Source organism: Leifsonia sp. 71-9 (assembly GCF_001898805.1).
GTDB lineage: Bacteria > Actinomycetota > Actinomycetes > Actinomycetales > Microbacteriaceae > Leifsonia.
In genome coordinates, this window is the sequence record NZ_MKVJ01000021.1 from 11997 (window position 1) to 34676 (window position 22680).

General features: G+C 72.1%; 26 protein-coding genes and 1 riboswitch. Of the genes, 12 read left to right on the forward strand and 14 right to left on the reverse strand.

The features are described from left to right. Positions 1–21: 21 nt before the first annotated feature. Complete coding sequence (locus BGO91_RS16485; RefSeq protein WP_290473818.1) at positions 22–696, forward strand: phosphatase PAP2 family protein; 675 nt, start codon at positions 22–24, stop codon at positions 694–696. A gap of 9 nt (positions 697–705) precedes the next feature. Here BGO91_RS16485 and BGO91_RS16490 read toward each other — a convergent pair whose 3' ends face one another. The 3 genes from BGO91_RS16490 to BGO91_RS16500 form a co-directional block, all read right to left on the reverse strand. Beyond that, entirely contained in the window at positions 706–1260 is a 555-nt protein-coding gene (locus BGO91_RS16490; protein ID WP_290473819.1) for a PIN domain-containing protein, read from the reverse strand. A gap of 1 nt (position 1261) precedes the next feature. Beyond that, on the reverse strand, positions 1262–1714 hold the full coding sequence (locus BGO91_RS16495; RefSeq protein ID WP_290473820.1) for a helix-turn-helix domain-containing protein: 453 nt from the start codon (positions 1712–1714) through the stop codon (positions 1262–1264). Positions 1715–1785: 71 nt separating this feature from the next. Beyond that, a complete protein-coding gene (locus tag BGO91_RS16500) occupies positions 1786–2358 on the reverse strand; it encodes a putative immunity protein (RefSeq protein ID WP_290473821.1) in 573 nt (190 codons plus the stop codon). 90 nt (positions 2359–2448) lie between these two features. Here BGO91_RS16500 and corA point away from each other — a divergent pair, with 90 nt between their 5' ends. Both corA and BGO91_RS16510 read left to right on the forward strand, forming a co-directional pair. Beyond that, on the forward strand, positions 2449–3417 hold the full coding sequence (corA, locus tag BGO91_RS16505; protein ID WP_290473822.1) for a magnesium/cobalt transporter CorA: 969 nt from the start codon (positions 2449–2451) through the stop codon (positions 3415–3417). A 229-nt stretch (positions 3418–3646) separates the two neighbouring features. Further along, positions 3647–4468 (forward strand): hypothetical protein, encoded by an 822-nt coding sequence (locus BGO91_RS16510; protein WP_290473823.1) that lies wholly within the window; start codon positions 3647–3649, stop codon positions 4466–4468. Here the strand turns inward: BGO91_RS16510 and dgt are convergent. Next, positions 4465–5940 carry a dGTP triphosphohydrolase gene (dgt, locus tag BGO91_RS16515; RefSeq protein WP_290473824.1) on the reverse strand — a complete coding sequence of 492 codons (1476 nt, stop codon included), beginning with the start codon at positions 5938–5940 and terminating at the stop codon, positions 4465–4467. The two genes, BGO91_RS16510 and dgt, sit on opposite strands and share 4 nt — an antisense overlap. 135 nt (positions 5941–6075) lie before the next feature. Here dgt and BGO91_RS16520 point away from each other — a divergent pair, with 135 nt between their 5' ends. Beyond that, complete coding sequence (locus BGO91_RS16520; RefSeq protein WP_290473825.1) at positions 6076–6255, forward strand: hypothetical protein; 180 nt, start codon at positions 6076–6078, stop codon at positions 6253–6255. A 49-nt stretch (positions 6256–6304) separates the two neighbouring features. Here the strand turns inward: BGO91_RS16520 and BGO91_RS16525 are convergent, their stop codons facing one another. Together BGO91_RS16525 and BGO91_RS16530 are read right to left on the reverse strand one after the other, a co-directional pair. After that, complete coding sequence (locus BGO91_RS16525; protein WP_290473826.1) at positions 6305–7093, reverse strand: glucose 1-dehydrogenase; 789 nt, start codon at positions 7091–7093, stop codon at positions 6305–6307. Between the two features lie 45 nt (positions 7094–7138). Beyond that, positions 7139–7333 (reverse strand): hypothetical protein, encoded by a 195-nt coding sequence (locus BGO91_RS16530; protein ID WP_290473827.1) that lies wholly within the window; start codon positions 7331–7333, stop codon positions 7139–7141. A gap of 182 nt (positions 7334–7515) precedes the next feature. Here BGO91_RS16530 and BGO91_RS16535 point away from each other — a divergent pair, with 182 nt between their 5' ends. From BGO91_RS16535 to BGO91_RS16545, 3 genes are all read left to right on the forward strand, one after another. Beyond that, a complete protein-coding gene (locus BGO91_RS16535; protein WP_290473828.1) occupies positions 7516–8940 on the forward strand; it encodes a sensor domain-containing diguanylate cyclase in 1425 nt (474 codons plus the stop codon). A gap of 97 nt (positions 8941–9037) precedes the next feature. Then, positions 9038–9466, forward strand: coding sequence for a hypothetical protein (locus tag BGO91_RS16540; RefSeq protein WP_290473829.1), 429 nt, complete (start codon positions 9038–9040; stop codon positions 9464–9466). Between the two features lie 43 nt (positions 9467–9509). Then, positions 9510–10823, forward strand: a complete 1314-nt coding sequence (locus BGO91_RS16545) for a GNAT family N-acetyltransferase (RefSeq protein WP_290473830.1) — start codon at positions 9510–9512, stop codon at positions 10821–10823. Here the strand turns inward: BGO91_RS16545 and BGO91_RS16550 are convergent. From BGO91_RS16550 to BGO91_RS16570, 5 genes are all read right to left on the reverse strand, one after another. Continuing rightward, positions 10810–11439: a histidine phosphatase family protein gene (locus BGO91_RS16550; protein WP_290473831.1), complete on the reverse strand. Its 630-nt coding sequence runs from the start codon at positions 11437–11439 to the stop codon at positions 10810–10812. The genes BGO91_RS16545 and BGO91_RS16550 overlap by 14 nt on opposite strands. A gap of 51 nt (positions 11440–11490) precedes the next feature. Beyond that, on the reverse strand, positions 11491–13665 hold the full coding sequence (locus BGO91_RS16555; RefSeq protein ID WP_290473832.1) for a bifunctional hydroxymethylpyrimidine kinase/phosphomethylpyrimidine kinase: 2175 nt from the start codon (positions 13663–13665) through the stop codon (positions 11491–11493). Next, positions 13662–14441: a hydroxyethylthiazole kinase gene (gene thiM, locus BGO91_RS16560; RefSeq protein WP_290473833.1), complete on the reverse strand. Its 780-nt coding sequence runs from the start codon at positions 14439–14441 to the stop codon at positions 13662–13664. The genes BGO91_RS16555 and thiM overlap by 4 nt, the downstream gene beginning before the upstream one ends. Next, positions 14434–14525, reverse strand: a riboswitch (TPP riboswitch). Its footprint overlaps the gene before it by 8 nt. A gap of 55 nt (positions 14526–14580) precedes the next feature. Then, positions 14581–15348 (reverse strand): SDR family oxidoreductase, encoded by a 768-nt coding sequence (locus BGO91_RS16565; RefSeq protein WP_290473834.1) that lies wholly within the window; start codon positions 15346–15348, stop codon positions 14581–14583. After that, positions 15345–16295: a helix-turn-helix transcriptional regulator gene (locus BGO91_RS16570; protein ID WP_290473835.1), complete on the reverse strand. Its 951-nt coding sequence runs from the start codon at positions 16293–16295 to the stop codon at positions 15345–15347. Before BGO91_RS16570 ends, BGO91_RS16565 begins: the two co-directional genes overlap by 4 nt. Before the next feature lie 118 nt (positions 16296–16413). Here BGO91_RS16570 and BGO91_RS16575 point away from each other — a divergent pair, with 118 nt between their 5' ends. Then, positions 16414–17436 carry an aldo/keto reductase gene (locus BGO91_RS16575; protein WP_290473836.1) on the forward strand — a complete coding sequence of 341 codons (1023 nt, stop codon included), beginning with the start codon at positions 16414–16416 and terminating at the stop codon, positions 17434–17436. Positions 17437–17445: 9 nt separating this feature from the next. On the opposite strand, the gene BGO91_RS16580 is transcribed toward BGO91_RS16575, so the two are convergent. Then, positions 17446–17871 (reverse strand): PaaI family thioesterase, encoded by a 426-nt coding sequence (locus tag BGO91_RS16580; RefSeq protein ID WP_290473837.1) that lies wholly within the window; start codon positions 17869–17871, stop codon positions 17446–17448. A gap of 206 nt (positions 17872–18077) precedes the next feature. Between BGO91_RS16580 and BGO91_RS16585 the strand changes: the two genes are divergently transcribed. The 4 genes from BGO91_RS16585 to BGO91_RS16600 all read left to right on the forward strand — a co-directional run bounded on the left by BGO91_RS16585 (position 18078) and on the right by BGO91_RS16600 (position 20612). Next, a complete protein-coding gene (locus BGO91_RS16585) occupies positions 18078–18476 on the forward strand; it encodes a VOC family protein (RefSeq protein ID WP_290473838.1) in 399 nt (132 codons plus the stop codon). A gap of 59 nt (positions 18477–18535) precedes the next feature. Then, positions 18536–18814: a hypothetical protein gene (locus tag BGO91_RS16590; protein WP_290473839.1), complete on the forward strand. Its 279-nt coding sequence runs from the start codon at positions 18536–18538 to the stop codon at positions 18812–18814. Beyond that, the gene (locus BGO91_RS16595; RefSeq protein WP_290473840.1) at positions 18811–19164 is read left to right on the forward strand and encodes a hypothetical protein; all 354 of its coding nucleotides are present in this window, start codon (positions 18811–18813) and stop codon (positions 19162–19164) included. Before BGO91_RS16590 ends, BGO91_RS16595 begins: the two co-directional genes overlap by 4 nt. Before the next feature lie 140 nt (positions 19165–19304). Further along, positions 19305–20612 carry a S8 family serine peptidase gene (locus tag BGO91_RS16600; protein WP_290473841.1) on the forward strand — a complete coding sequence of 436 codons (1308 nt, stop codon included), beginning with the start codon at positions 19305–19307 and terminating at the stop codon, positions 20610–20612. A gap of 12 nt (positions 20613–20624) precedes the next feature. On the opposite strand, the gene BGO91_RS16605 is transcribed toward BGO91_RS16600, so the two are convergent. Both BGO91_RS16605 and BGO91_RS16610 read right to left on the reverse strand, forming a co-directional pair. Next, complete coding sequence (locus BGO91_RS16605; RefSeq protein WP_290473842.1) at positions 20625–21983, reverse strand: hypothetical protein; 1359 nt, start codon at positions 21981–21983, stop codon at positions 20625–20627. 69 nt (positions 21984–22052) lie between these two features. Then, complete coding sequence (locus BGO91_RS16610; protein ID WP_290473843.1) at positions 22053–22637, reverse strand: sigma-70 family RNA polymerase sigma factor; 585 nt, start codon at positions 22635–22637, stop codon at positions 22053–22055. Positions 22638–22680: the final 43 nt, after the last annotated feature.

The following is a 22680-nucleotide window of genomic DNA, read 5'->3' on the forward strand; positions in this document are numbered from 1 at the left end:
AAACCGAAGGGACCCTCTGACGTGAACTCCGCCCTCCTGCGCATCCCCCGCCATTGGATCGTCTGGACCGTCGCGCTCTTCGCCCTGACGTTCGTGCTCGGCTTCGCGGCCAAGGCCGTCCCGGCGCTGCGACTCGCCGGCCTCGACGACGGGATCAACCGGGCGCACTCGCCGTTCGCCGACGGGGTCGCGCTGGTGCTCGACGAGCTCGACCGGCCGGTCGTCGTGGCCGGGATCCTCGTCGTCGTGTTCGTCGTGCTGCTCTTCGTCCGCGGCTGGAAAGCGGCCCTCGGCGCCTGCGCCGTCACCGGTCTCGGCTGGATCACCACCCTCGTCGTCAAGACGATCGTCGCCCAGCCGCGCCCGACCACCGGCGGCCTCGTGCACACCCTGCACGTGAGCCCCGCGACCCTGAGCTACCCGAGCGGCCACGTCGTCTTCGCGACCGCACTGGTGACCGCCCTGGTGATGGTCTGCCGCGGCCCCGTGGCGCGCGCGGTCGTCGTCGTGCTCGGCGTCGTCTTCGTGGTGGTGGTCGCCTGGTCGCGCCTCTACCTCGGCGTCCACTTCCCGACCGACGTCGTCGGCGGTGTGCTCAACGGCGTCGCGGGCGTGCTGCTCTTCGCCGGGCTGTGGAACCTCGCCGCCGCGCGCGTGTTCGCCGAGCGGCGGGAGCCGGCGCGCGTCACCGTCTGACGCCCTGGATCAGGGGCCGAGGACACCGGTCGGCCAGCCGTGACGGCCGAAGTAGTCGCGAAGACGCTCCAGCACCTCGCTGTCCGTGGCGTTCGGGTCTCTCAACCAGCGCCGACGGGCCATGTCGACGAGGGCGGCGACGGCTTCAGCCGGAGAGACATCGATCGCGTACGTGAGAAACACCGGCATGCGTTGTGCGTCGACGAGGCGGCTCCGGTTGACCTCGTTGTGAAGGTTCTCGTCCTCGGTCAACAAGACATCGGCGTGGCCCCAGAGCGCCGCGGCAACCACATGACGGTCCTTCTCGTTGACATCCAGGCGTACATGGATATCGACCTCGCCCGGCCATTCCACCAGCGCCTCAGGGAAGGCGTCGTTCATGGCCGTGAACAAGCCGGCTCGGGCCCCTGCGTCCATACTGGCGGGAAGGTGCCGATCGGCTTCCTCCAGCACAAGAGGGCTCCAGAGGATCTCGAACAGGTCGGCCGCGGCGAGGGTCAAGACGATGTCGCGCCAACGCCCTGGAACGAGGACGTTGGCGTCGACGAAGACTCGAAACGGCACGTCAGAACGGGTCGCCGTCGTAGCCGCCGGTCTGGGCCGTGACCTCGGCGATCGCATCGAGCGTGGCGCGACGCTCCCGCTTGGACTCCTCGAGGTACCGGACGGTCTCGGTCAGAGACACCCGGCGATGCGTTCCGCGGAACTCGTAGGCGAGCTGCCCGTCGTCGATCAGGTGGACCACGAACGACCGCGATACCCCGAGAAGGTCTGCGACCTGGGAGGTCGTCAGCAGAGTGCGCGCGGAGCCGATGACGACGCTGTCGCCGTTCGCGAAACGTGCCAGCAGGTCCTGAACGGCGTCAGCGACATCGCTCGGAAGGGTGATGACCTCGTCGCCGACCAGGATCCGGGGAGACGTGACGGAGTCTCCCACTCGGGCCGCGGCTGACTTCAGCGCGCTCAACTCCGATGCATCCACGACTGCCTTCGTCGCGTGCGGGCTCAAGAGAGTCATCGGGGCCTCCAACAGGTCCATCGTGAGACACCAGCATAACCGACAAAACCGCCATAAACGCCATAACTCACTTAACTCACATCACGTTCCGGCCGCCGTCCCTTGTGGGGCGGGGTGTGGATGCCTGCCTGCAACCGCCGGATGACCGATCCCAGCACTCCCCGCGCGAGGAGGCCGGAGCCGAGCGGACCCGCGGGGTCCTCGCCGAGCGCGGGCAGCTGCGCCAGCGCCGCCCGCGCCTCCGGGCTCAGGTGGTCGAGCTGCCAGCGGATCTCCTCGTCCATCGCGTCGGGCCGATCGGGGGCGGCGAGTCCTGCGGCCTTGGCTGCGTAGGCGGCGGCTCCGAGCGCGTGCGCTCCCATGTGGGCCACACCCGCGGCTTGGGCGGCGGCGCGGGCGGCGGCGATCGCGGCCGGTCCGGTCACGGCTCCCGCCGCGCGGCCGGCGACGAAGCGGCGACGGATCTCCCCGGCGGCGTCGAGCTCGCCGCGGGCGAAGGCGCGGGTGCGCGCGATCGCGTCGCGGGGACGGTCGTCGTCCGGCGCTTCCGCCTCGAACAGCCTCAGAACCCGCTCGGCGCAGTCCGCCGCCCAGACCGCGACGACGCGTCGATCCCGGTCGCTCAACGACTGCGAAGAACCCACCCGAGCACACTCTCATACCGCGGCCGCAGCGTGCACTCGATCCGCAGCAGACCGCCCGATTCGCGGCGTAAGGTGCAGGGGAGGAGGCACATGATCGTCGACAACGCCGTGTACGTGAACGGTGAACGCACCCCCACGGTGTCGCTGGAGGACACCTGCGAGACCGTCCGCGACCGCGGAGGATTCGCCTGGATCGGCCTCTACCGGCCCACCGAGCAGGAGCTCGGCGCCGTCGCCACCGAGTTCGGCCTTCCGGCGCTCGCCGTGGAGGACGCCCTCGCGGGACACCAGCGCGCCAAGATCGAGAAGTACAGCAGCACCACCTTCGTCGTGCTGCGCCCCGCGAACTACGTGGACGAGACCGAGAAGGTGGAGTTCGGCGAGGTCCACGTGTTCCTCGGCTCCGACTTCCTGATCACCGTCCGCCACTTCGACTCCCCCGATCTGGGATCCGTCCGCCGCCGGCTGGAGGCAGAGCCCGAGCTGCTGGAGCACGGGCCGATGTCCGCCCTCTACGGCATCCTCGACCAGGTCGTCGACGAGTACGGCCCGGTCATGGCCGGCCTCGAGAACGACATCGACGAGATCGAGGACCAGCTCTTCAACGGCGACCGCGGCGTCTCCCGCCGCATCTACGAGCTCTCCACCGAGGTGATGATGTTCCAGCGGGCCGTCAACCCGCTCCGGGATGTGCTGCAGTCGCTGCGCGAGACCCTCGCCGCGCGCGGGGTGGACGACGTTCTCCTCGACGGGATCCGGGATGTGCAGGACCACGCCATCCGCGTCATCGAGCGCGCCGACGGGTTCCGGCAGATCCTGCAGAACGCCCTCACCGTCCACACCACCCTCGTCGGCCAGGCGCAGAACGACGAGGTCAAGAAGGTCTCCGGCTGGGCGGCCATCCTGTTCACGCCCACCCTGGTCGCCTCGGTCTACGGCATGAACTTCCGCATCATGCCCGAGCTGCACTGGGCGCTCGGCTACCCGTTCGCCATCCTGCTGATGCTCGTCATGGGCTTCGGCCTCTACACCGTCTTCAAGCGCAAGAACTGGATCTGACGACGGTGCTGCGGGCCGATCCCCCGGATCGGCCCGCAGCCACTCGGCGATGCCCGGGCCTTCCGGCCCGACCCCCCCCCGGTGCGGGCGTCGCGGGTGAGATCGGCGTCCCCCTGAACGTTTCGCTCTCATAGGGGAATGTCCGGATGGCGGCAGAGGTTCCGCCCCGCTGCATCCCGGGCGTGTCGCGCGAGCTCGCCACGGCGAGAGCGGGAGTAGCGTCCTGACCATGAGCGCCCCCTCCGACGGCGAGATCGTCGTCACCGACGGCCCGCCCACCCGATACTCGCGGCTGTATCACTGGGTGCTGGACCACCTCGCGAAGTTCCCCGGGCGGGTCACGGTCGTGACGTTCCTCGCCGGGGTCGTCGTGACGATCGTCGTCGTGCTGATCGGCGGCGACGGGAGTCCGTCGTCCGTCGTCGGGCTGGTGGCGACGCTGTGGGCCCTCTTCTTCGCGGTGATGATCTACCTGCTCACCGCGCGCGACACCGACACCGTGCTGGAGCAGATCGCCGACCTGCACGAGCAGCTCGCCACCGCGCTGGCGTCGCCGGACGACGGGGGCGAGGATGCCGGAGACGGTGCGGAGGAGGGCGACGGTGAGGACGAGCCGTCGGCGACAGAGGCTCCGCATGCTCCCGAGCCCTCTGCTCCCGAACCCGCGACTCCGACGCCCGCGACACCAGCGACGCCCGCACCTCCCGCCCCGGCGCATCCAGCACCCGGCACCCCCGCCCGCACGCGCCAGCAAGGCGGCCCGCGTGGCGAGACCCGCGTCCTGACCGGTGCGGCCGACATCGTCGCCGGCGTGCCACCCGAGCTCCTCGCCGCGTGGACGTCGGCGACGGGCGGCTCCGCCGACGATCTCGTGCGGGCGTGGACGCGCGACCCCCGGTCGGACCGGCAGTGGGTGTTCGAGACGACCCTGGGCGAGCGCTGGGTGGTCTTCAACCGCGGCCCGCACGGGACGGGCGTCATCTCGCTGACGAACCCGCCCGGTGGCGGACGCCTCCGCCGGCCGGCGCGACCGCAGCGGGGGACCCGCTAGACCCGGTGCCCGAGCGACCAGATCCGGTCGCCGCGGCCCGACAGCGCATCCGAGAGGTCGGCCGCCTGGGCGTCGGAGAGCGAGGCGACGTAGTCGATCACGCCGCGGCCGCGGGCGAGGTCGTCGACGGGGCGCCAGGCGGCGATCGCGCGGTAGCGCGCCTGGTCCATGGCGGCGTAGTCCTCGTGGGCGAGCTCGATCAGCTCGCGGAGGCGGCGCGGCACCCGCTGCCGGTCGTGCTCGTCCTCCATCCACTCGATCAGGGCGCGGACGGTGCGGGAGATGACGGTGCTGAGCCCGCGCTGCTGGATGGCGAGGTCCGGGCGGCTGAGCACGAACTGCCGGTGCAGGAACTTGAGGATCTCGACCCGGTGCCAGGCGGCGGTGCCGAGGCTGATCGGGCCGGTGCGGAGCGACTCCACCTGGGTGATGCCCACCGAGTCCACGAATCCGCGGATCCAGCGGCCGGTGAAGGCGGCCAGCTCGCGTTCCAGCCCGAGCGAGCCGTCGAAGGGGCGGATGAGGAGGGCGTCGACGAGTTCGGCGTTGACCGCCCAGACCGCGTCGTAGAAGGCGTCGTCGGTCGCGATCCACGGGTCGTCGCGGTCGATCTTGCGGCGCAGACGCTCCAGGGCGGCGCCGGGCGCGGTGCTCGCGGCGAGGTCGCGGGCGTCGGCGATCGCCCAGGTCGGCACGGCGTCGAGCCAGCCGTGGAACTCGGCGGTGACCGACGCGTGGTCGAGGATCCCGGCCCGGTAGAAGTCGTCGATGTCGTGCACCGAGTAGGCGATGTCGTCGGCGATGTCCATGACGGCGCCCTCGACCGTCTGCCGCAGCGGCCGCGCCTCCACCTCCCGCCGCGCCTCGTCGAGGTCGGCCTCGTCGACGAAGTAGGTGGAGTACTTGAACACGTCGTAGTCGGCGCCGGCCCGGTGGATGCCGCGCGGCACCCCGTCGGCGTGGTGCAGCTCGCGCGCATCCACCCGCGGCGACCACGGGTACTTCGCGATGGCGGCGCGCGTGGCGGCGGTGAGGTCGAGTCCGCTCGGGGCGTGCTCCACCACGTCGAGGGAGGCGATGATCCGGTAGGTCTGCGCGTTGCCCTCGAAGCCGTCCGTCAGCCCGAGCTCGTCGCGCGCGATGCGGTTCAGCACGGACTCGCCGAGGTGCCCGAACGGTGGATGCCCGAGATCGTGGGCGTTCGCGGCCGCCTCCACCACGGTCGGGTCGCACGGCCCGGCGGCGCTCGTCCCGATGCCGTCGGCGATGGAGCGCGCGACCGACGCGACCTTCAGCGTGTGGGTGAGCCGGTTGTGCACCGGTGCCCCGGCCGTCGACGGCGACACCACCTGCGTGACGGCCGACAGCCGCGAGAAGTAGGGCGAGAACTGCACCCGCTCGAGGTCGACGATGAAGGGGTTCTGCTCGGGTTCGGCATCGCGCTCGGCGAACCGGCGGGTCTCTCTGGGCACGGCGTATCCGATCTGTGGTCCTCCCGTAGATGTACCACGATCCGCCGCCGGCCGCACCGGGAGCCGTCCGTCGGCACGCGACAGCCGCGCGGCTCCGCGCTAGCCTGAGGGCACGCTCAGGATCGGGAGGATCCCATGGAACAGGTGCGACGGCGTTCGCCCCTCGTCCGCATCGGACGGGCGATCGGAGCCGTGATCAGCCGCATCGTCGGAGCGCTCATGATCGTGGGCAGCTCGCTCGGCGATGCCCGCGGCGCCGGCGACCCGCAGGCCAGGAAGGGCTACGAGCCGCCACCGCCCGAGTACCGTCCGTGACGACGGAGCACGGAGCGACGGAGCGGAGCGACGCCCCGGTCGTGCGCGGTCAGCGCGCCGTCCAGCCTCCATCGATCGCGAGGGTCTGCCCGGTGACGAGGGAGGCCGCCGGCGAGGCCAGGAACGCGACCGCACCAGACACCTCGGCGGGCACCCCGATGCGGTGGAGGGCGGCGATCCGGTCGATGGTGTCGGCGCGGAAGGCGTCGTCGGAGAGGGCGGCGGCCGTCCCGTCCGTCTCGATGAAGGTCGGTGCGACAGCGTTGACGCGGATGCCGTACTCGCCCCACTCGACCGCCAGGCAGCGGGTGAGATGCACGACGGCGGCCTTGGCGGCGCAGTAGGACGCTTCGCCCGGAAGCGCGATCAGCCCGGCCTGCGAGGCGACGTTGACGATCGACCCGCCGCCGTTCGCCAGCATGCTCTTCGCCACGTGCTGGGAGAGGAAGAACGTCGAGCGGGTGTTGAGCTGCCAGACCCGGTCGAAGTCCTCCTCCGTGACCTCGAGCGCGGGCGCATCGACGCCGCCGCCGGCGTTGTTGACCAGGATGTCGAACGGACCGGCCTCCGCGGTGGCCGCATCGATGGCGGCGCGGCTCGCGGCGAGGTCGAGCACGTCCATCCGGATCGCCGCCGCACGGACGCCGAAGGCGGCGAGCTCGTCGACCAGCCCGGCGGAGCCGTCGGGATCCCGCACGCCGATCACGACATCCGCCCCCTGCCCGGCGAGCTCGAGCGCGATCTCCCGGCCCAGGCCGCGGCTCGCCGCCGTGACGAGGGCGCGCGAGCCGGTCAGGTCGAAGGGGGTGCGGGTCGGGGAGGTCGTAGCGGAGCTCATGCTGCGACGATACTTCCCGGCGTGCCGGTCGCGCGCGGTGGCCGCCTATCGCGAGAGCCCGAGGATGCGCTCGGCGCGGGCGCGCACGCGCAGGTCGACCGGGCGATCGAACTCGTCGACCGCGGTGACCAGGGTCCGGTACGCCAGCTCCCCGGTCGTGGTCCGCAGGGCCAGGGTGGTGCACGTCACGAGCCCGAAGCCCGGGACCAGCAGGGTGTGCGTCGTCGTCGACTCCGCCATGACCGCACCGTACGCTCGTGCGCTCGGCCGTTCACCTCCGGGGGCGGCCGCTACGACCGTGGCCGTCCCCGCCGCCGACGGGTCCGCGATTCTGAGGTCGTGGACACGGGAACGGCGCACGAACTTGACGATTGCAGAGCGGACCGGCACGCTCGACTCATGAGCCCGGAGCAGCGATGCCGTTGACCGACACCGACTTCGGTGAGGTGGCGCGCATGCAGCCCTTCCCGCGAGCCCTGATCGACAGGGACCACGTCGTGCTGGACGCCAATCTGGCGCTGGAGGTGTGGGCCGCGCGACCCGCCGGGGAGCTGGTCGGCCTGCCGCTCGCGACCGTCCTCGGCGTCGACGACGACGAGCTCTCCGCCGCTCTGGCGACGGGCAACCCCGGGGGGATCCGGCTCGGCACCACCGCCCACGGGTACCAGGGCACGCGGAGCTCGGTGGTGATCCGTGCGGTGCGCATCTCGGGCGGTCGCACGATCGTCGCCTTCGACCCCGAGCTGGCCGCCGTCGGCGAGCGCACGCAGGCCCTCGGCCGACGCGAGAGTGACCGACTGCAGTTGCTGCTCTCCGCCTCCGTCGCCTTCGCCAAGACCCGTTCCGAGCCCGAGCTCGGCGAGCTCCTCTCGGAGACCGCGCGCCGCGCGTTCAACGCGACCGCGTGCAGCGTGCACACCGGGGCGCCCGGCCGCTACGAACTCGTCGCGGGGGAGAACCTGCTTGCGTCGGTGTGGCCCGCCGACGCTCCACCCCGGGCCGGGATGACGGTCGAGCTCGGACGGGTGGTGACGATCGAGTCGCCCGACGACGCCGATCAGGTCGCGCCCGACATCGGACTCAGCGACATCTTCCGCCGAGCCGGAGTGTTCTCCGTCATCGGCGCCCCGATCATCGAGGACGGCACTCCGTTCGGCGCCTTCGCGTGCTACTTCGACCAGCCGCGAACGTTCGACGACCAGGCCGTGCCGCTGGCGGAGGCGCTGGCCGAGCTCGCCGGGCAGGTCCTGGTGCGGTTGCGGCTGGAGCAGCGCTTGCGCCGTGCCGCGATGCTCGACGACGTCACCGGTCTGTCGAACCGGCGGCTCTTCGACCAGAACCTGCAGCGCAGGGAGCGTGCGCAGACCGGCCAGGTCGCCGTGCTCTTCGTCGACCTCGACGGGTTCAAGGCGGTCAACGACTCGCTGGGCCATGCCGCCGGCGACGAGGTCCTCCGTGTCGTGGCGGAGCGCTTGACGCGGATCTTCCGCGCGGAGGACGAGATCGCCCGCTACGGCGGCGACGAGTTCGTCGTCGCCCTCCAGGTCGCCGACACCTCCGACGCCCTCGAGCTCGCCGACCGCGCCCGAGCCGCCATCGCCGAGCCGATCGAGGGCATCCCCGCCGGGCTCACGATCACGGCGAGCGTCGGCATCGCCATCACCGACGGCCCCGCCGCCGACCAGCCGGTCGACTACCTCATCCGCCTGGCGGACCAGGCCATGTACGCCGCGAAGCGCAGCGGAGGCGACCAGGCGGTCGTCCACCGCGGCCACCTGCATTCGCAGGACCTCTCGGTGCGCGACCCGGCGCCGGTTGCCGCGCGCGAGCGGGTTTCGGGGGCGTGAGAGCGGCGGAGGTCGCGGCCCCGTTCTCCGCGCGGTCGTCGTCGCTGCCGGTATCGACGACCGTCTCCGCGTCAGCCCCGGCGGCTACGGTCGTCGGATGAGTGACTTCTTCGTGGCCGGCAGCTGGCGCAATCGTGACGCGATCGAGGAGGTGCTCGCTGCGCTCGATGCGGCCGGCTCGAGCACGTACTGCTTCGTGCGTGCCGGCTATTCGGCGGCCGGGGCTGCCCTCGCGGCGCCGGGCGGGGCGGATGCGGCGGATCTCGGCAGTGCGGCCGTTCACGACGTCTTCGAGCAGGATCTGCAGGCGTTGCGTGCCGCAGAACGATTCCTGCTCGTGCTCCCGGCCGGGCAGGCGGCGCACATCGAGGCAGGGATCGCGTACGGCCTGGGCATGCCGTGCTACGCCGTCGGTCCGGTGGAGCGCTCCGAGACGCTTTACCGCATCTTCGATCGGATGTTCCGGGATGCGGGCGAACTTCAGCACTGGTCCGCCTCGACACGGACCGACCAGCCGGGAGGCTGAGCTGTCCACGCGTTTCCCGCTGGGCCGCCGTTAGGGTGAGGGAGTGGAGAAGCACGCTTTCGACGAACGGTATGAGCTGCGCGAGTTCGCGCCCGGCACGGACGACGACGGGGCACCGGACGCCGACACCGGGGCGTGGATGCAGGCGGTCGGGTTCGGCTTTCACGAGCCGCGGCCGGACGACGTCACGGCGGCGCGCATGGTCTCGAACTTCATCGCGGACGGGGAGACCTACCTCGGCGTGTACGTCCGCCGTCCGCTTCCGGGGTCGGTGGATGCGACCTGGCCGGTCGGCACGTTCGCCTGGCTTCGCAAGGCGCTGAGCTGGGGCGACGGGTCGTCCATCGACACCCAGGCGATCGCCGCCGTCACCGTTCGCGCGACGGAACGGCGACGCGGGATCCTGCGCCGGATGATGACCCACGCGCTCGAGCGCGGCGTCGCCGAGGGATACGCCGTCGCATCCCTGACGGCGTCGGAGGGCACGATCTACCGCCGGTTCGGTTTCGGCAGCGCCATCCGCGAGCGGGCCGTCAGCGTCCGCCGGGACCGCGCCCTCCCGTTCCTCGCCCCGACATCGGGCACGGTCGCCGTGGTCACCCCTGAGTGGCTCGCCGACGGGCCGGGCCGCGCCGTCTTCGACCGGTTCAACGCGCGCACCCCCGGTTCGATGGTCCGGAACGCCGCCAGCTGGCCGGTGATGTTCGGGCTCCGGAACGGCGACGGCGGCGCGGCGAACGACGTCCGCGCCGCGGTCCACCGCCCCGACGACTCGGACGAGGTCGACGGCTACGTGACCTGGCGCGTCAAGGCGGTGAGCGATGCGGAGGGGCGGCTGGAGATCGTCGATTTCGTCTACGCCACCGACGAGGCCTACCTGTCGCTGTGGGAGTTCCTGCTCTCGATCGACTTGAACCACGTCGTGAAGTACGGTCGGTCGCGCCTGGACGACCCGATCGTGGCGGCCCTCGGCGACAATCGCGCCTACGAGGTCGACCACGAGGAGGACCACGTCTGGTTGCGGATCCTCGATGTGCCGGCGGTGCTGACCTCCCGCCCGTACGCCGTCGACGGTTCCGTGACCCTCGCCGTGACCGACGCGCTCGGATTCGCCGCCGGCACGTACCGGCTCGACGTCGTGGCGAGGCGGGGCACCGTCACGAGGGTCGACGCGGCCACGGCCGCGGCGGACCTGGAGCTCGACGTCGCCGACCTCAGTGCGCTGCTCATCGGTTCGGTGTCACCGGCGACGTTGGCGGCGGCGGGACTCGTCCGCGCCGTCGACCCGGCGGCGCCGGCCCTGCTGGGCGCGATGCTGACCCCGCCGCGGACGCCGCACGGGATCACCTACTTCTGACCGGTCGGCGGCCTGCGGGCCGGGTCGCCGGCCGTCGGGGTCCGTGCCCGAGCGCGTTCTCGTTGCTCGGATCGACGACGGCCGTCAGCTGCCACGATCCCCGCCTGCGCTCCAGGACGATCGCGGAGCCGTTGCCCACGAAGCCCGGGTCGATGCCGGTGACGGACCGGACGATGGTGCGGACGATCACGACGTGGGTCACCGCGATCACCCCCGCCTCCGCCGACTCGAGCCGGTGCCAGGCGCGGACGGCGCGCTCGTCGACCGCGCCGATCGGCTCCGAGTCGGGGAAGTCCTGGTCCGGCCAGCGAGCCGTCGCCCGATCCCGATCGACCCCTTCGGCCGCACCGAAGGCCCGTTCGGTGAGGTCGGGCCACGGCTCGCTGGCCGGCGGGAGGCTCAGCCGTTCGCCGATCGCGCGAGCGGTCTGCTGCGCGCGCGTCAGGGGAGAGCTGACGACGCGGCCCCATCTCCATCGGCTCAGGAACGCGGCGGCGCCGTCGGCCTGTCGCAGACCGTTCCCGTTCAGCGGCCGATCGACGCGGCCCTGGAAGACATTCCTGGCGTTCCAATCGGTTTCACCGTGGCGGACGAGGGCGATGCGCGGGTCGTTCACGACTCCACGGTAGCGAAAATACTTAGTGCACGAATCAATCGTCGAGAACTCTCAGCGTGCGCGCTCGAGCGGTGCCCGGAAGAACGCGTCCTCGAGCTCCGCGGACGCTCGGAACGCGTCCCAGGCGCGGGAGCGGGTGGTCGCGTCCGCCGCGTTCCACGCCGAGGTCACGTAGTCGATCGCGCGACGGGTGCTCTCGTGGAACGCCTCGGCGGCGTACGCCTCCAGCCACTCCCGGTACGGGTGGTCCGTCGTCGCAGGGGTTCGCCCCGCCCCGACGTCCGCGTAGATCCGGAAGCAGGGCAGCACGGCGGCGATCAGCACCGCGTGCTCGGCGTGCGACGCGGCCGCCCGCAGCTGACCGAGGTAGGCGGCGGTGACGGGCGAGAGGGCGTGCACCTCGTCCCCGAGTTCGTCGCGATGCAGGCGCAGCTCCTCCTCCCGGCAGGCGCGGGCCGCGTCCGCCCAGAAGGTCGACTCCTCCGCCGTCGGGGCGGAGGCGGAGGCGCGATCGAGCAGGTCGGCGTACCCGGCCAGGTAGAGCGCGTCCTGCCCGAGGTACCAGCGGTAGGCGGACCGCTCGAGCCGCCCGTCGATCAGCCCGCGGACGAACGGGGAGGAGCGGATGCGGTCGCGCACGTCCGCGATGCCCGACCACCACGATTCCGGCAGCGGCGGCGCCAGCGGCGCGGAACCGGGCATCGCCCGACTCCACAGACCCGCGAGGTGATGGATGGGGCCGGCCCCGCCTCCGACCTCCAGCCCGTCCGCGGCGGCGAGGCTCTCGGTCAGCCACGCCTTCGCGTCCGCGATCGGCTGCTCCCAGTCGTCGGCGCCCGCGAGCCGGGTGGACAGCGCGGAGGAGAGGGAGCAACCGGTCCCGTGGGTGTTGGCGGTCATCACCCGGGCGGTCCGGAACTCCCGGACGGCCGGGAGACCGGGTTCGGCGGCCACGGCGTCGACCAGCGCGTCCGGGGCGTCGGCGTCGCGCAGGTGGCCGCCCTTCGCCAGCACCCGGACGCCCAGTTCGCGGGAGACGCGTTCGGCCTGGGCGAGCGCCTCCGGCCAGTCGCGGGCGATCGGAGCGCCCGCGAGGATGGCCAGCTCCGGGATGTTCGGCGTGATCAGATCCGCCCGGCGGGCCAGGCGTCGCACCGCGTCGACCGCGTCCTGCTCCAGCAGCCGGTCGCCGCTGGTCGCGACCATCACCGGGTCGAGGACCGTCAACGGCGGGCGGACGCGGCCGAGCCATTCGTCGACGACACCCGCGATCTCGGCTGTGGCGAGCATGCCGATCTTGACGGCGTCGATCGTCACATCGTCCGACACGGCATCCAGCTGCTCCCGGAGGAAGGATGCCGGCGGCACGTGGACGGACCGCACGCCACGCGTGTTCTGGGCGACCAGGGCGGTGACGACGGCCATCCCGTAGCCGCCGTTCGCCGCGATCGACTTCAGATCGGCCTGGATGCCCGCGCCCCCGGTCGGGTCGGTGCCCGCGATGGCGAGCACGCGCGGTGGACGCGGCGAGAACGGCGTCCGGTCCACGCGGGCGCCGCCGGAACGGGGCGCTCGGTCCGCTCCCGCCCACGCCGCCGCCAGCTCGGCGGCCGCCTCCCGCGGGTCGGACGCGGCGCACACCGCGGAGACGACGGCTGCTCCCGCTGCCCCGGCCGTGCGGAGTCGTGGCAGGTCCGCCGCGGTCACGCCGCCGATCGCCACGGCGGGGAGGGGGCTCAGCGCGCACAGCTCCGCGAAGCGCTCGATTCCGAGCGGTTCCGGCGCGTCCTTCTTCGTCGCCGTCGGATGCAGGGCGCCGATTCCGACGTACGCGACGCCGGCCGGGTCGGCCGCGGCGGCCGCGAGCTGCGATGGTGTCGACGCGCTCAGGCCGATCACGGCCTCCGGCCCCGCGATGGCGCGCACCGTCGACACGGGGAGGTCGGACTGGCCGACATGGATGCCGGTGACCCGCACCCCGCGGGCCCGGGCCGCCGCGTACACGTCGACGCGATCGTTCACGAACAGGGCGACGTGTTCCGGCAGGACCGCCGACACCGCCGTCACGAGCTGCAGGAACGCGCGCGGCGAGCAGTCCTTCTCGCGCAGCTGCACGGTGGTCGCGCCGCCGGCGACCGCGGCGGCGACCGTCTCGACCACGGTGCGTCCGGCCCGCAGGCAGGTGTCGGTGTCCGTCACGAGATAGACGGAGAGGTCGGGGGTCATCGTCCCGCCTCCGCCAGCTCGTCGACGAAACGGGCCGCGAAGGTTCCGGGCCCGCTCGCAGCGGCGGCGGCCCGCTCGGCCGCAGCCGAGTACACGGCGTGGGCGGCGGCCACCGCGTCGATGTCGTCCGTCCCCTGCGCACGGCCCGCCGCGACGAACGCGCCGACGACCGCTCCGAGGGCGCATCCGCCTCCCGTCACACGGGTGAGGATCTCGTCCCCTCCGGGCACCCGGATCGTCGAGGCGCCGTCCGTGACGAGGTCGACGGCCCCGGAGACCGCGACGACGCCTCCCGTGCGCCGGGCGAGGGCGGCAGCGGCCTCGCCCGCCGACTCCACGTCGTCCACGGCATCCACACCGCGACCGCCGGTCCCCGCACCCGCGAGCGCCCGGATCTCGCTCGCGTTGCCGCGGATCACGGTCGGCCGCAGCGCGAGCAGCTCGTCGGCGAGGGCGGTCCGCACGCTCAGCAGCCCGACCGCGACCGGGTCGAGCACCCAGGGAGCGCCGGTGGAGGAGGCGGCTCCCGCGGCCTCCCGCATCGCGATGCGCTGCTCCTCGCGCGGCGTGCCGAGGTTGATCAGCACGGCCCCGGCGACCCGGGCGAACGGACCGGCTTCGCCCGGGATGTCGACCATCGCCGGGGCCGCCCCGACGGCGAGCAGGACGTTGGCGGTGAAGTTGGAGACCACCGCATTGGTGAGGCACTGCACGAGCGGAGTGCTCTCGCGGAGCGCCGCGTGCAGGCGTGGAGGTTCGACAATGGTGCGCGACATGGCGCGACATCCCTTCGCTAGTCCGAACTAGATCAGGTTCGACGGGTGTGATCTCAGCCCTCGCGGGCACCCCGTGTCACGTGTTGAGGTCAGCGTAGCAGCCGTCGGAGCGACGACGACGTGGCCCCTTGCCGGCCCCCTACCGCCCCCTGACCGCCTCCAGATCCCGGCGGAACGCCTCCGGCTCCTGGTCGAGGGGGAGGACGGATGCGTCCTCCGCTCCGTCGAGGGAGCCGGGTGCATCGTGCTGCAGGGCGGCGAAGAGCGGGGTGAGGTCGTCCTGCTCCTGGCCCTTCTCGGCGACGAGCTCGAAGGTGGTGTGGTCGGCGGCGTCGATGCGGAGGGCGTCGATGAGCACGCGGGCGATCTCGTCGCGGGCGATCACGCCGTCGCGGGGCGTGCCGGACTGACGGGTGTCGCCCTGGAGCAGGTGGATGGTGCGCTGGTCGTCGTCGTTGTAGTCGAACCACCCGGGCCGGACGATCGTGTACGCGTTGCCGCTGGCGCGGACGAGGCGCTCGCCGCGGAGCTTCCACTGGGCGTAGGGGGCGCCGGGGCGGGTGACGCCGATCGCGGTCATCAGGGCGATGCGCACGCGGCGGCCGCCGAGGGCGTCGAGGATGTTGGCGACGCCGGCGTAGTCGATGGCGCGCACGTCGCGCTCGTCGGTGGTGGAGCCGTGGACGAAGACGACGGCGTCGACGCCCTCCACGGCGGGCGGCAGGGTGGCGGGCTGCGTCAGGTCGCCGATCACGACCTCCACCTCGTCGGGCAGACGGCGCGCACGGCCGGCGTCACGGGCCAGGGCGCGCACGCGATAGCCCTGGCGGAGGGCCTCGGCAACGGCGTGGGTGCCGATGCTGCCGGTGGCGCCGACGATGAGGACGGTGGTGGGACGGTCGGTCATTGCTTCTCCACGGTGGTCGGGTCGGTGTCCTGCGCAGCCTGGTCCGGTGCAGCCGGCTGCGGTGCCGCCGGCTGCTGCGCCGCCTGCTCCTGAGTCGCCTGCTCCTGGGTCGCCGCCCAGCTGGCGAGGACCTTGAGCGCGTCCTCGGAGGGGGTGCCGGGGTCGGCGGTGTAGACGTTGACGCGCAGGCCGGGGTCGCCGGGCAGCTCGAACGCCTCGAAGGCGAGGTCGAGGTCGCCGACGATGGGGTGGTGGACGCGTTTGCGCCCGGTCCGGTGGTGGTGCACGTCGTGGCGGGCCCAGCGGATGCGGAACTCATCGCTGCGGGTGCTCAGCTCGCCGATCAGGTCGGTGAGGTCTTTGTCGAACGGATTGCGGCCGGCGGTCGAGCGCAGGATGGCGACGATGTCGTCGGCCGCCTGCTCCCAGTCGACGTAGAACTCGCGCGCCTTCGGGTTGAGGAAGGTGAAGCGGGAGTTGTTGGGCGGCTGCACGGTCTCGGCCAGCAGGTCGACGTAGAGGGCGCGGCCGAGCTGGTTGGCGGCGAGCACGTCGCCGCGGTCGTTGCGGATCCACGCGGGAGCGGACTCGATCGCGTCGATGACGCGCTGCAGGCCGGGCCGGACGGTCTGCGGGCTGCGCTTGCGGCGCACCCGCGGGGCGACGGAGGCGGCGCGCGCGAGGTCGTAGAGGTGCGCGGTCTCGGCGTCGTTCAGCTGCAGGGCGCGGGCGAGCGCCTCGAGCACGCTATCGGAGGCGCCGGAGAGGTTCCCGCGCTCGATGCGGGTGTAGTAGTCGACGCTCATTCCGGCGAGCATCGCGACCTCCTCCCGGCGCAGTCCCGCGACGCGGCGGTTGCCGCCGTACGCGGGCAGTCCGGCCTGGTCGGGGGTGATCTTCGCGCGACGGGAGGTGAGGAACTCCCGCACGTCGTCGGTGTGGGTCATGGCCCCGACCCTACGCCGCGGGCCGCCGGGCAGGGAGGCACTGACAGCCCCTCCCACAGGACCAGACGGGCTCCTAGCGTGAGAGGACGGAGAGCCCGTCCAGAGAGAAGGAACCACCATGCAGTACCGCACCCTCGGCCGCACCGGCGTGCAGGTCAGCCCGCTCTGCCTCGGCGCGATGATGTTCGGCCCGTGGGGCAACGACGATCGCGCCGACGCGATCCGCATCATCCACCGGGCGCTGGATGCCGGCATCAACTTCGTCGACACCGCCGACGTCTACTCGGGCGGGGTGTCGGAGGAGATCGTGGGCGAGGCCATCGCCGGCCGCCGCGACGACGTGTTCCTCGCCACCAAGTTCTTCATGCCGATGGATGCCGACGACCCCAACCAGCGCGGCGGCTCCCGCCGGTGGATCATGCGCGAGGTCGAGAACTCGCTGCGACGCCTGAACACCGACCACATCGACCTCTACCAGGTCCACCGGCCCAGCCCCGACACGGATGTGGAGGAGACGCTCGGCGCCCTGACCGACCTCGTGCGCCAGGGCAAGGTGCGCTACCTCGGCTCGTCGTCGTACTCCGGGTCGCAGATCGTGGAGGCGCAGTGGGCGTCGCGTTCGCGCAACCTCGAGCGGTTCGTCACCGAGCAGCCGCCGTACTCGATCCTCGTGCGCGGCATCGAGGAGGACGTGCTGCCGACCCTCCAGCGGCACGGGATGGGCTCCCTCACGTACAGCCCGCTCTCCGGCGGCTGGCTCTCGGGACGCTGGCGCAAGGATGCGGCGGCCGCGCCGACCTCCTCCGCCCGACCGCGCGCTCGGTTCGACATGAGCAGCCCGGCCAACCAGCGCAAGCTCGACATCGTCGAGGAGCTCGCCGTGCTCGCCGAACAGTCGGGCCTCACGCTCATCGAGCTGGCGATCGCCTTCGTCATCCGCCATCCCGGCGTCACGTCCGCGATCGTCGGGCCGCGCACGATGGAGCAGCTGGAGTCGTACCTCCCGGCCGCGGACGTGGTGCTGACGGCGGACGTGCTCGACCGCATCGACGAGCTCGTCGCGCCCGGGACGACCCTCAACCCGGACGACAACAGTTACGGTGCGGCGGAGTTGCAGCCCTCCGCGCGGCGCCGCCCCTAGCGGAGCCCGTCAGCCGGTGACGACGGCCGTTCCCTGTCCGCTCGCGACCAGGACGCGGCCGGACTCGGCCTCGGAGAACACCTCGCACCGCACGACGGCCTGGCGTCTCGTCGTGCCGACGACGGTCGCGACAGCCGTGAGGTCACCCGTCGCGGGCCGGAGGTAGGAGATCGTGATGCCGGAGGTCAGGATGCCCGGGCCGAGGCGCGTGCCGGCGGCGAAGGTGACGGCGTTGTCGATCGCGTAGGCGATCACGCCCCCGTGGACGAAACCGAACTGCTGACGGAGCTGCTCCCGGAACGGCACCCGCACCTCGGCGACCCCCGGATCGAACCGCACCAGCTCCGCGCCGATCAGCGCGCTGAAGTCCTGCGCGGCGAAGGCGGCGCGCGCCGTCGCGACCGCCTCCTCCCACTGCCCGTCGTCATCGCTCATGCGCCCATCCCACACCATCGGGTCGGGAGGCGGCCAGACCGGAGCGGTCAGGCGTCTTCGGGCCGATCGCGGCGGCGCTGCTGGTGATGTGGCCGCCGCGGGTCACCGGGGGCGCGCCCTCCGCGGACACGCCCTCGTCCTGACCGCGCGGCGCGCGGCCCGGCTCGAGCCTTGCCGGGCCCCGCGCGGAGGGCGAGGATGGCGGCATGCCGCTCAGCGATTTCCCGGTACGCGCGTCCATCGCGGTCTCCGACATCGATCGGGCCGTCGCCTTCTACGAGGGCGCGCTCGGCCTGCCCCTGGAGCAGGCCGGCCCCAGCGCCTCGATCGCCGACGGGTCGCGCATCTACCGTTCGGGCGGCGACGTCGCACTGAACGTCTTCCAGTCCGTCACCGCCGGCTCCTCCGAGGCCACGATGGCGACCTGGTACGTCGACGACCTCGACGCGATCGTCGACGAACTCGCATCCGCCGGCGTCCGCTTCGCCCGCTACGACGGCCTCGTCCACGACGCCCGCGGCATCACCGAGCGGGCCGGCGGCGGCCGCATCGCCTGGTTCCGCGACCCGGACGGGAACACCTTCGCGATCGAGTCGGATCGGTGAGTCTATTCGGCCCGAATTCTGCGCTCGATTAAATGAGCCGAATAAAATAGACTGCATGCGTGGCGCCGATCTGGACCTCTTCGACAGCCAAACACGGCGTGCCGCGGCACGACGCCCAATACGCGCTGCTGCACCCGAACTATGTGCGCGATCTGGAACACAATGACGACGGAACAGTGAACCGGCTGTTCATCGGACCAGCGCACGCGCAGACGACCCGCGAGCTGGAGGTGATCGTCCGGATAGCGATCGACGGTTCCGGACGCGAGGCGGTCGTGTTTCATGTGATGCAGTTGGGGCCGAAGTTCCGGCGGTTGAGGGAGGAGAACCCGAGATGAGCGAGAAGGACGTCGACTACGACGCGCTGAGCGACCGGTACGCGGATCCGGATGCGGCAGTGCAGCCCTCCGGGCCGGCGGTGACGGGGGAGGCGGCTGCGGCGGCCGGACGTGAATTCGCGATCGCCGAGTACGGCTCGGTGGAGGCGATGGAATCGGAGATCCGTCGCGGTCGTCCGCGCATCGGTCGCGAGCCGGAACGCTCCGCGTCGCAACGCACCGTGCGGGCGACCCTCTCGGATCAGGACTGGGAGGCGTTCGAGGAACTGCGCGCGCAGACCGGAGCCCAGCAAGCGACCCTCGTGCGCAACGCAATCCATCAGTACCTGCTCGCCCAGCGGGCGTCCTGACCCCGAGGATCTGAGCGACGCCCTCGCTCGGATGGAAGAATGGGATGCGATCGGGGGGATCGCCATGCAGACTCGCGCCACAGGCAGCGTTCCGGCGGCCCTCGCGCGCATCCACGCGCGTCTTTCCAGGGGGGGAAACCATGAACGGACACAGGAGCAGACGCGCCCTCGCGGCCGGGCTGACGTTGGCGCTCGGCGCAGCGATCGTCAGTGCCGCGCCCGCCTCGGCCGAGGGCAGCAACTGGTGGTACGACTACTACTCCGTGGGAGAGGTGCACGCCGACGGCTGGACCGGCAAGGGCGTCACGATCGCCGTGATGGACGACGGCATCAACCCGGCGACGCCCGCCCTCCAGGGCACCGACCTCACCGTCGACCCCGAGGGGCTGTGCGAGGGCGACGACGGCAAGCCGCGTCCGGGTGCGGGCACCGAGATGTCCCGCTACTGGCACGGCACCAACGTGACCTCCTACATCATCGGCAACGGCACCGGACCCAACCAGGTCCAGGGGATCGCGCCGGACGCGAAGGTGCTGTTCTACGCCGACGCCGGAGAGGACGAGAAGGTCTGCAGTCGCGCGGCGGATTGGTCCTCGCAGGTGTACGAGGCGGTGGACGCAGGGGCCGACATCATCACCACCTCGGTGGGCTGGGCGTCGCTCACACCGGATGGGCTCTCCGCCGTGGCGTATGCGCTGGCGAAGGGGGTCATCTTCCTCGCCGCGCAGCCGAACAGCCAGCTGAGCATCTACGAGTATCCCGCCAAGCTCAACGGCGTGGTCCAGGTGAGCGCGTACAACGCGGCGGGTCAGATCGAGTCGGACGAGGACCTCGCCGACGAGCGCGCGATCCACGCCGACACCACCGTCGTCGCACCCGGCGAAGGCCTGCTGAGCATCGGCAACGAGGAGACCGGGAACTGGGACGAATCCGTGGAGATGGCGGGCACCTCCTTCGCCACCCCGATGGTGGCGGCCGCGCTGGCGGACGTGTGGCAGAAATACCCGAAGGCGACCTCGAACCAGCTCATCCAGTCGCTGATCCACAACACCACGCTGGAGGATCACCCGCTGCTGCGGGACACCGAGAGCGGGTACGGCTACGGCCCGATGTCGCTGCGCCACATGCTGCGGGTCGATCCCACCCAGTACCCCGATGTGAACCCGCTGTTCGACAAGGACTACGCCAAACCGACGTCGGCGGAGGTGGACGCGATCACGGCGAAGATCGCTGCGGGCGAGGACGCGCATCCCAAGAAGTGGTCCTCCTTCGACGAGTACTCCGAGAGCGGGGCGACCACCCCCTCCCTGCTCGGCGCCCTGTCCGGCATCCCGCTCTGGCTGGTGATCGGAGCCGGCGTCCTCGCGCTCATCGTCCTCGCGGGAATCGTGCTCACCATCGTGCTCATCGCCCGACGGAACAAACCAGGAAGCGGCGCGACCCCGTAGGCGGAGGTCGTCCTACTCCGTCGCGAAGTCGAGCTTGGCGTCGGCGACGGCGATGACGGACCAGGTGCCGCCGTCGGCGTCGGTGAGCTCGTAGGCGGGCAGGACGAGCACACTGCCGTCCGGCTGCCACTGGCTGGCGAGGCCGAGGCGGGCCTTGACGATGTGGACCTCGTTCACCGGCCACGACGGCGAGACCCCGGGAGAGGGGAGGGCCGGCGGCTGCGTGGGAGCCTCCGCGGGCGTCGGAGTGACGGACCCCTCCGCCGTGCGCATGGCGAGCGGCATGACCGTCTGCTGCGCGCCGAACCGCGGGTCGGAGAGCCGCTCGAACGCCTGCTGCGCGCTCACCACGGGGTAGTCGCCGAGGCTGACGATCGGCGCCAGGGCGCCGGAGGCGCTGACGATGCCCTCCGTGGTCAGCTCCACCGACCAGGACTGGTCGATACGCTGGCCGTCGATGACGGGCCACGCCTGGGCGGAGCGCGTGTAGGCGCCGTCCGGCGTCTCCGAAGTGAACTCGAACGCCCCGGCGTCGCGCCCGGAGGCGGTGATGATCGAGCGCAGGGCGGCGATCGCGGCGTCGGGGGCGGGGAGGGACGGGCTCGGCGCCGTGCACGGCTCGGCCGTTCCGCCGCTCCCTTCACTGCTGCCGCCGCCGCTGGTGTCGGTCGTGACGCAGGGCATCGGGTTGAGCGCCGGGTTCGAGAAGAAGAAGCTGAGGGTCCCGTCCAGGCCGACGGTGAGGGAGGGCGCGGTGCCGTCCTGGGGGCCGGCCTGCCAGCTGCCGTCCTTCAGGGCGGGGGCCGCGTCGATCCCGAGCGCCTTCGCGAGGGCGCCGACCGTCGTGGCGTCGGAGGCGGCGCGCGCGTCGAAACCGTACGCCCGCGCGGTTCCCGTCGAGGTGGAGAGGCCGGAGGCCGTGAAGCTGTTGCGCCCGTAGCCGGAGCGGTAGACCTGATCGGAGGCCCCGGGAGCCGCGATCTTCTGCCCGGCGGTGGGGCTCCCGACCGCACTGCGCCCTTCCGCCGTCTGCGCGCCGCCGCCCTGGAGCGAGACCGGCGCCGCCGCTCCTCCTGCGACGCTCGAGGCGGTCGTGCCCGCACCGATCGCGAACCCGGCGCCGCCGAAGACGACCACGGACGCCGCGACCGCCGCGATGGGCAGCCAGAGGCGACGTCGCCGCGCTCGCGCCGAGGCGATCTCCGCGACCGGCGCGTGCTGATCCGCCGATTCGTGCCCGGCCCCGCCCGTCGTGCTGCCCGTCGCCTCGGCGACGACCTGCGCGGCGAACCCGGCCGGCGCCTCCACGTCCGCGGCCGGGTCGGCGGCGCGCAGCCGGGCCAGTGGGTCGAGCTCGTTGTCGTCGGTCATGTCCATCACCCTCCGTGGGAACGCTTCATCAACGTCTATGTCCGGCCCGCCGGGGACCTTGCACGACGGTCAGAACGAGAGCCGTTCGCCCCAGGCCTCGCGCAGCCGCTTGCGGGCGCGCGACAGGGCGGCATCCGCCCCCGATCGCGAGATGCCGAGGGCGGTGGCGAGCTCCTCGCCGCTCAGCCCCTCCCAGGCGTGCAGCAGCAGGATGTCCCGGTCGCGCTCGCCGACGCTCGCCAGGGCTCCGCGCAGCTCGGCATCGAACAGCGCGCTGAGCTCGGGGTCGTCGGCCACCCGGGTCGTGCCCGCCTCCGGCACCTCGCCCACCGGGAGGTCCACCGTCTTGCGGCGGTGGTTGGCGAGGGTGAACCCGGCGGTGCGGTACAGCCACGGCAGCACCGCCTCGTCGGGCACGTCGGCGCGGCGCCGCCACGCCGTCGTGAAGACGTCGGCCGCGAGGTCCTCCGCGTCCTGCCGGGGCGCGCGGCGGGCGAAATACCGCACGAGCGCCGTCGAGTGCTCCTCGACCACCGCGGTGAACCAGGCGACGTCGTGCGCGGAGGTGCGCGGGAGGTCGGCGTCGGCCATCCCGTCCCCCTCGGTCGTCTCGGCGTCGGTCCCGGTGTCGGCTGCGGTTCTGGCGATCCTCACACCCTGGCTGTGTCGAGTATTCCGTGGATCTTGCAGGCTGTGC

Excerpts from the sequence above, each read along its gene's own strand:
- BGO91_RS16495 (WP_290473820.1), bottom strand. The coding sequence starts at position 1,714 with ATGACTCTCTTGAGCCCGCACGCGACGAAGGCAGTCGTGGATGCATCG.
- corA (WP_290473822.1), top strand. The coding sequence starts at position 2,449 with ATGATCGTCGACAACGCCGTGTACGTGAACGGTGAACGCACCCCCACG.
- BGO91_RS16510 (WP_290473823.1), top strand. The coding sequence starts at position 3,647 with ATGAGCGCCCCCTCCGACGGCGAGATCGTCGTCACCGACGGCCCGCCC.
- BGO91_RS16520 (WP_290473825.1), top strand. The coding sequence starts at position 6,076 with ATGGAACAGGTGCGACGGCGTTCGCCCCTCGTCCGCATCGGACGGGCG.
- BGO91_RS16525 (WP_290473826.1), bottom strand. The coding sequence starts at position 7,093 with ATGAGCTCCGCTACGACCTCCCCGACCCGCACCCCCTTCGACCTGACC.
- BGO91_RS16530 (WP_290473827.1), bottom strand. The coding sequence starts at position 7,333 with ATGGCGGAGTCGACGACGACGCACACCCTGCTGGTCCCGGGCTTCGGG.
- BGO91_RS16540 (WP_290473829.1), top strand. The coding sequence starts at position 9,038 with ATGAGTGACTTCTTCGTGGCCGGCAGCTGGCGCAATCGTGACGCGATC.
- BGO91_RS16555 (WP_290473832.1), bottom strand. The coding sequence starts at position 13,665 with ATGACCCCCGACCTCTCCGTCTATCTCGTGACGGACACCGACACCTGC.
- thiM (WP_290473833.1), bottom strand. The coding sequence starts at position 14,441 with ATGTCGCGCACCATTGTCGAACCTCCACGCCTGCACGCGGCGCTCCGC.
- BGO91_RS16565 (WP_290473834.1), bottom strand. The coding sequence starts at position 15,348 with ATGACCGACCGTCCCACCACCGTCCTCATCGTCGGCGCCACCGGCAGC.
- BGO91_RS16570 (WP_290473835.1), bottom strand. The coding sequence starts at position 16,295 with ATGACCCACACCGACGACGTGCGGGAGTTCCTCACCTCCCGTCGCGCG.
- BGO91_RS16575 (WP_290473836.1), top strand. The coding sequence starts at position 16,414 with ATGCAGTACCGCACCCTCGGCCGCACCGGCGTGCAGGTCAGCCCGCTC.
- BGO91_RS16580 (WP_290473837.1), bottom strand. The coding sequence starts at position 17,871 with ATGAGCGATGACGACGGGCAGTGGGAGGAGGCGGTCGCGACGGCGCGC.
- BGO91_RS16585 (WP_290473838.1), top strand. The coding sequence starts at position 18,078 with ATGCCGCTCAGCGATTTCCCGGTACGCGCGTCCATCGCGGTCTCCGAC.
- BGO91_RS16595 (WP_290473840.1), top strand. The coding sequence starts at position 18,811 with ATGAGCGAGAAGGACGTCGACTACGACGCGCTGAGCGACCGGTACGCG.
- BGO91_RS16600 (WP_290473841.1), top strand. The coding sequence starts at position 19,305 with ATGAACGGACACAGGAGCAGACGCGCCCTCGCGGCCGGGCTGACGTTG.
- BGO91_RS16605 (WP_290473842.1), bottom strand. The coding sequence starts at position 21,983 with ATGACCGACGACAACGAGCTCGACCCACTGGCCCGGCTGCGCGCCGCC.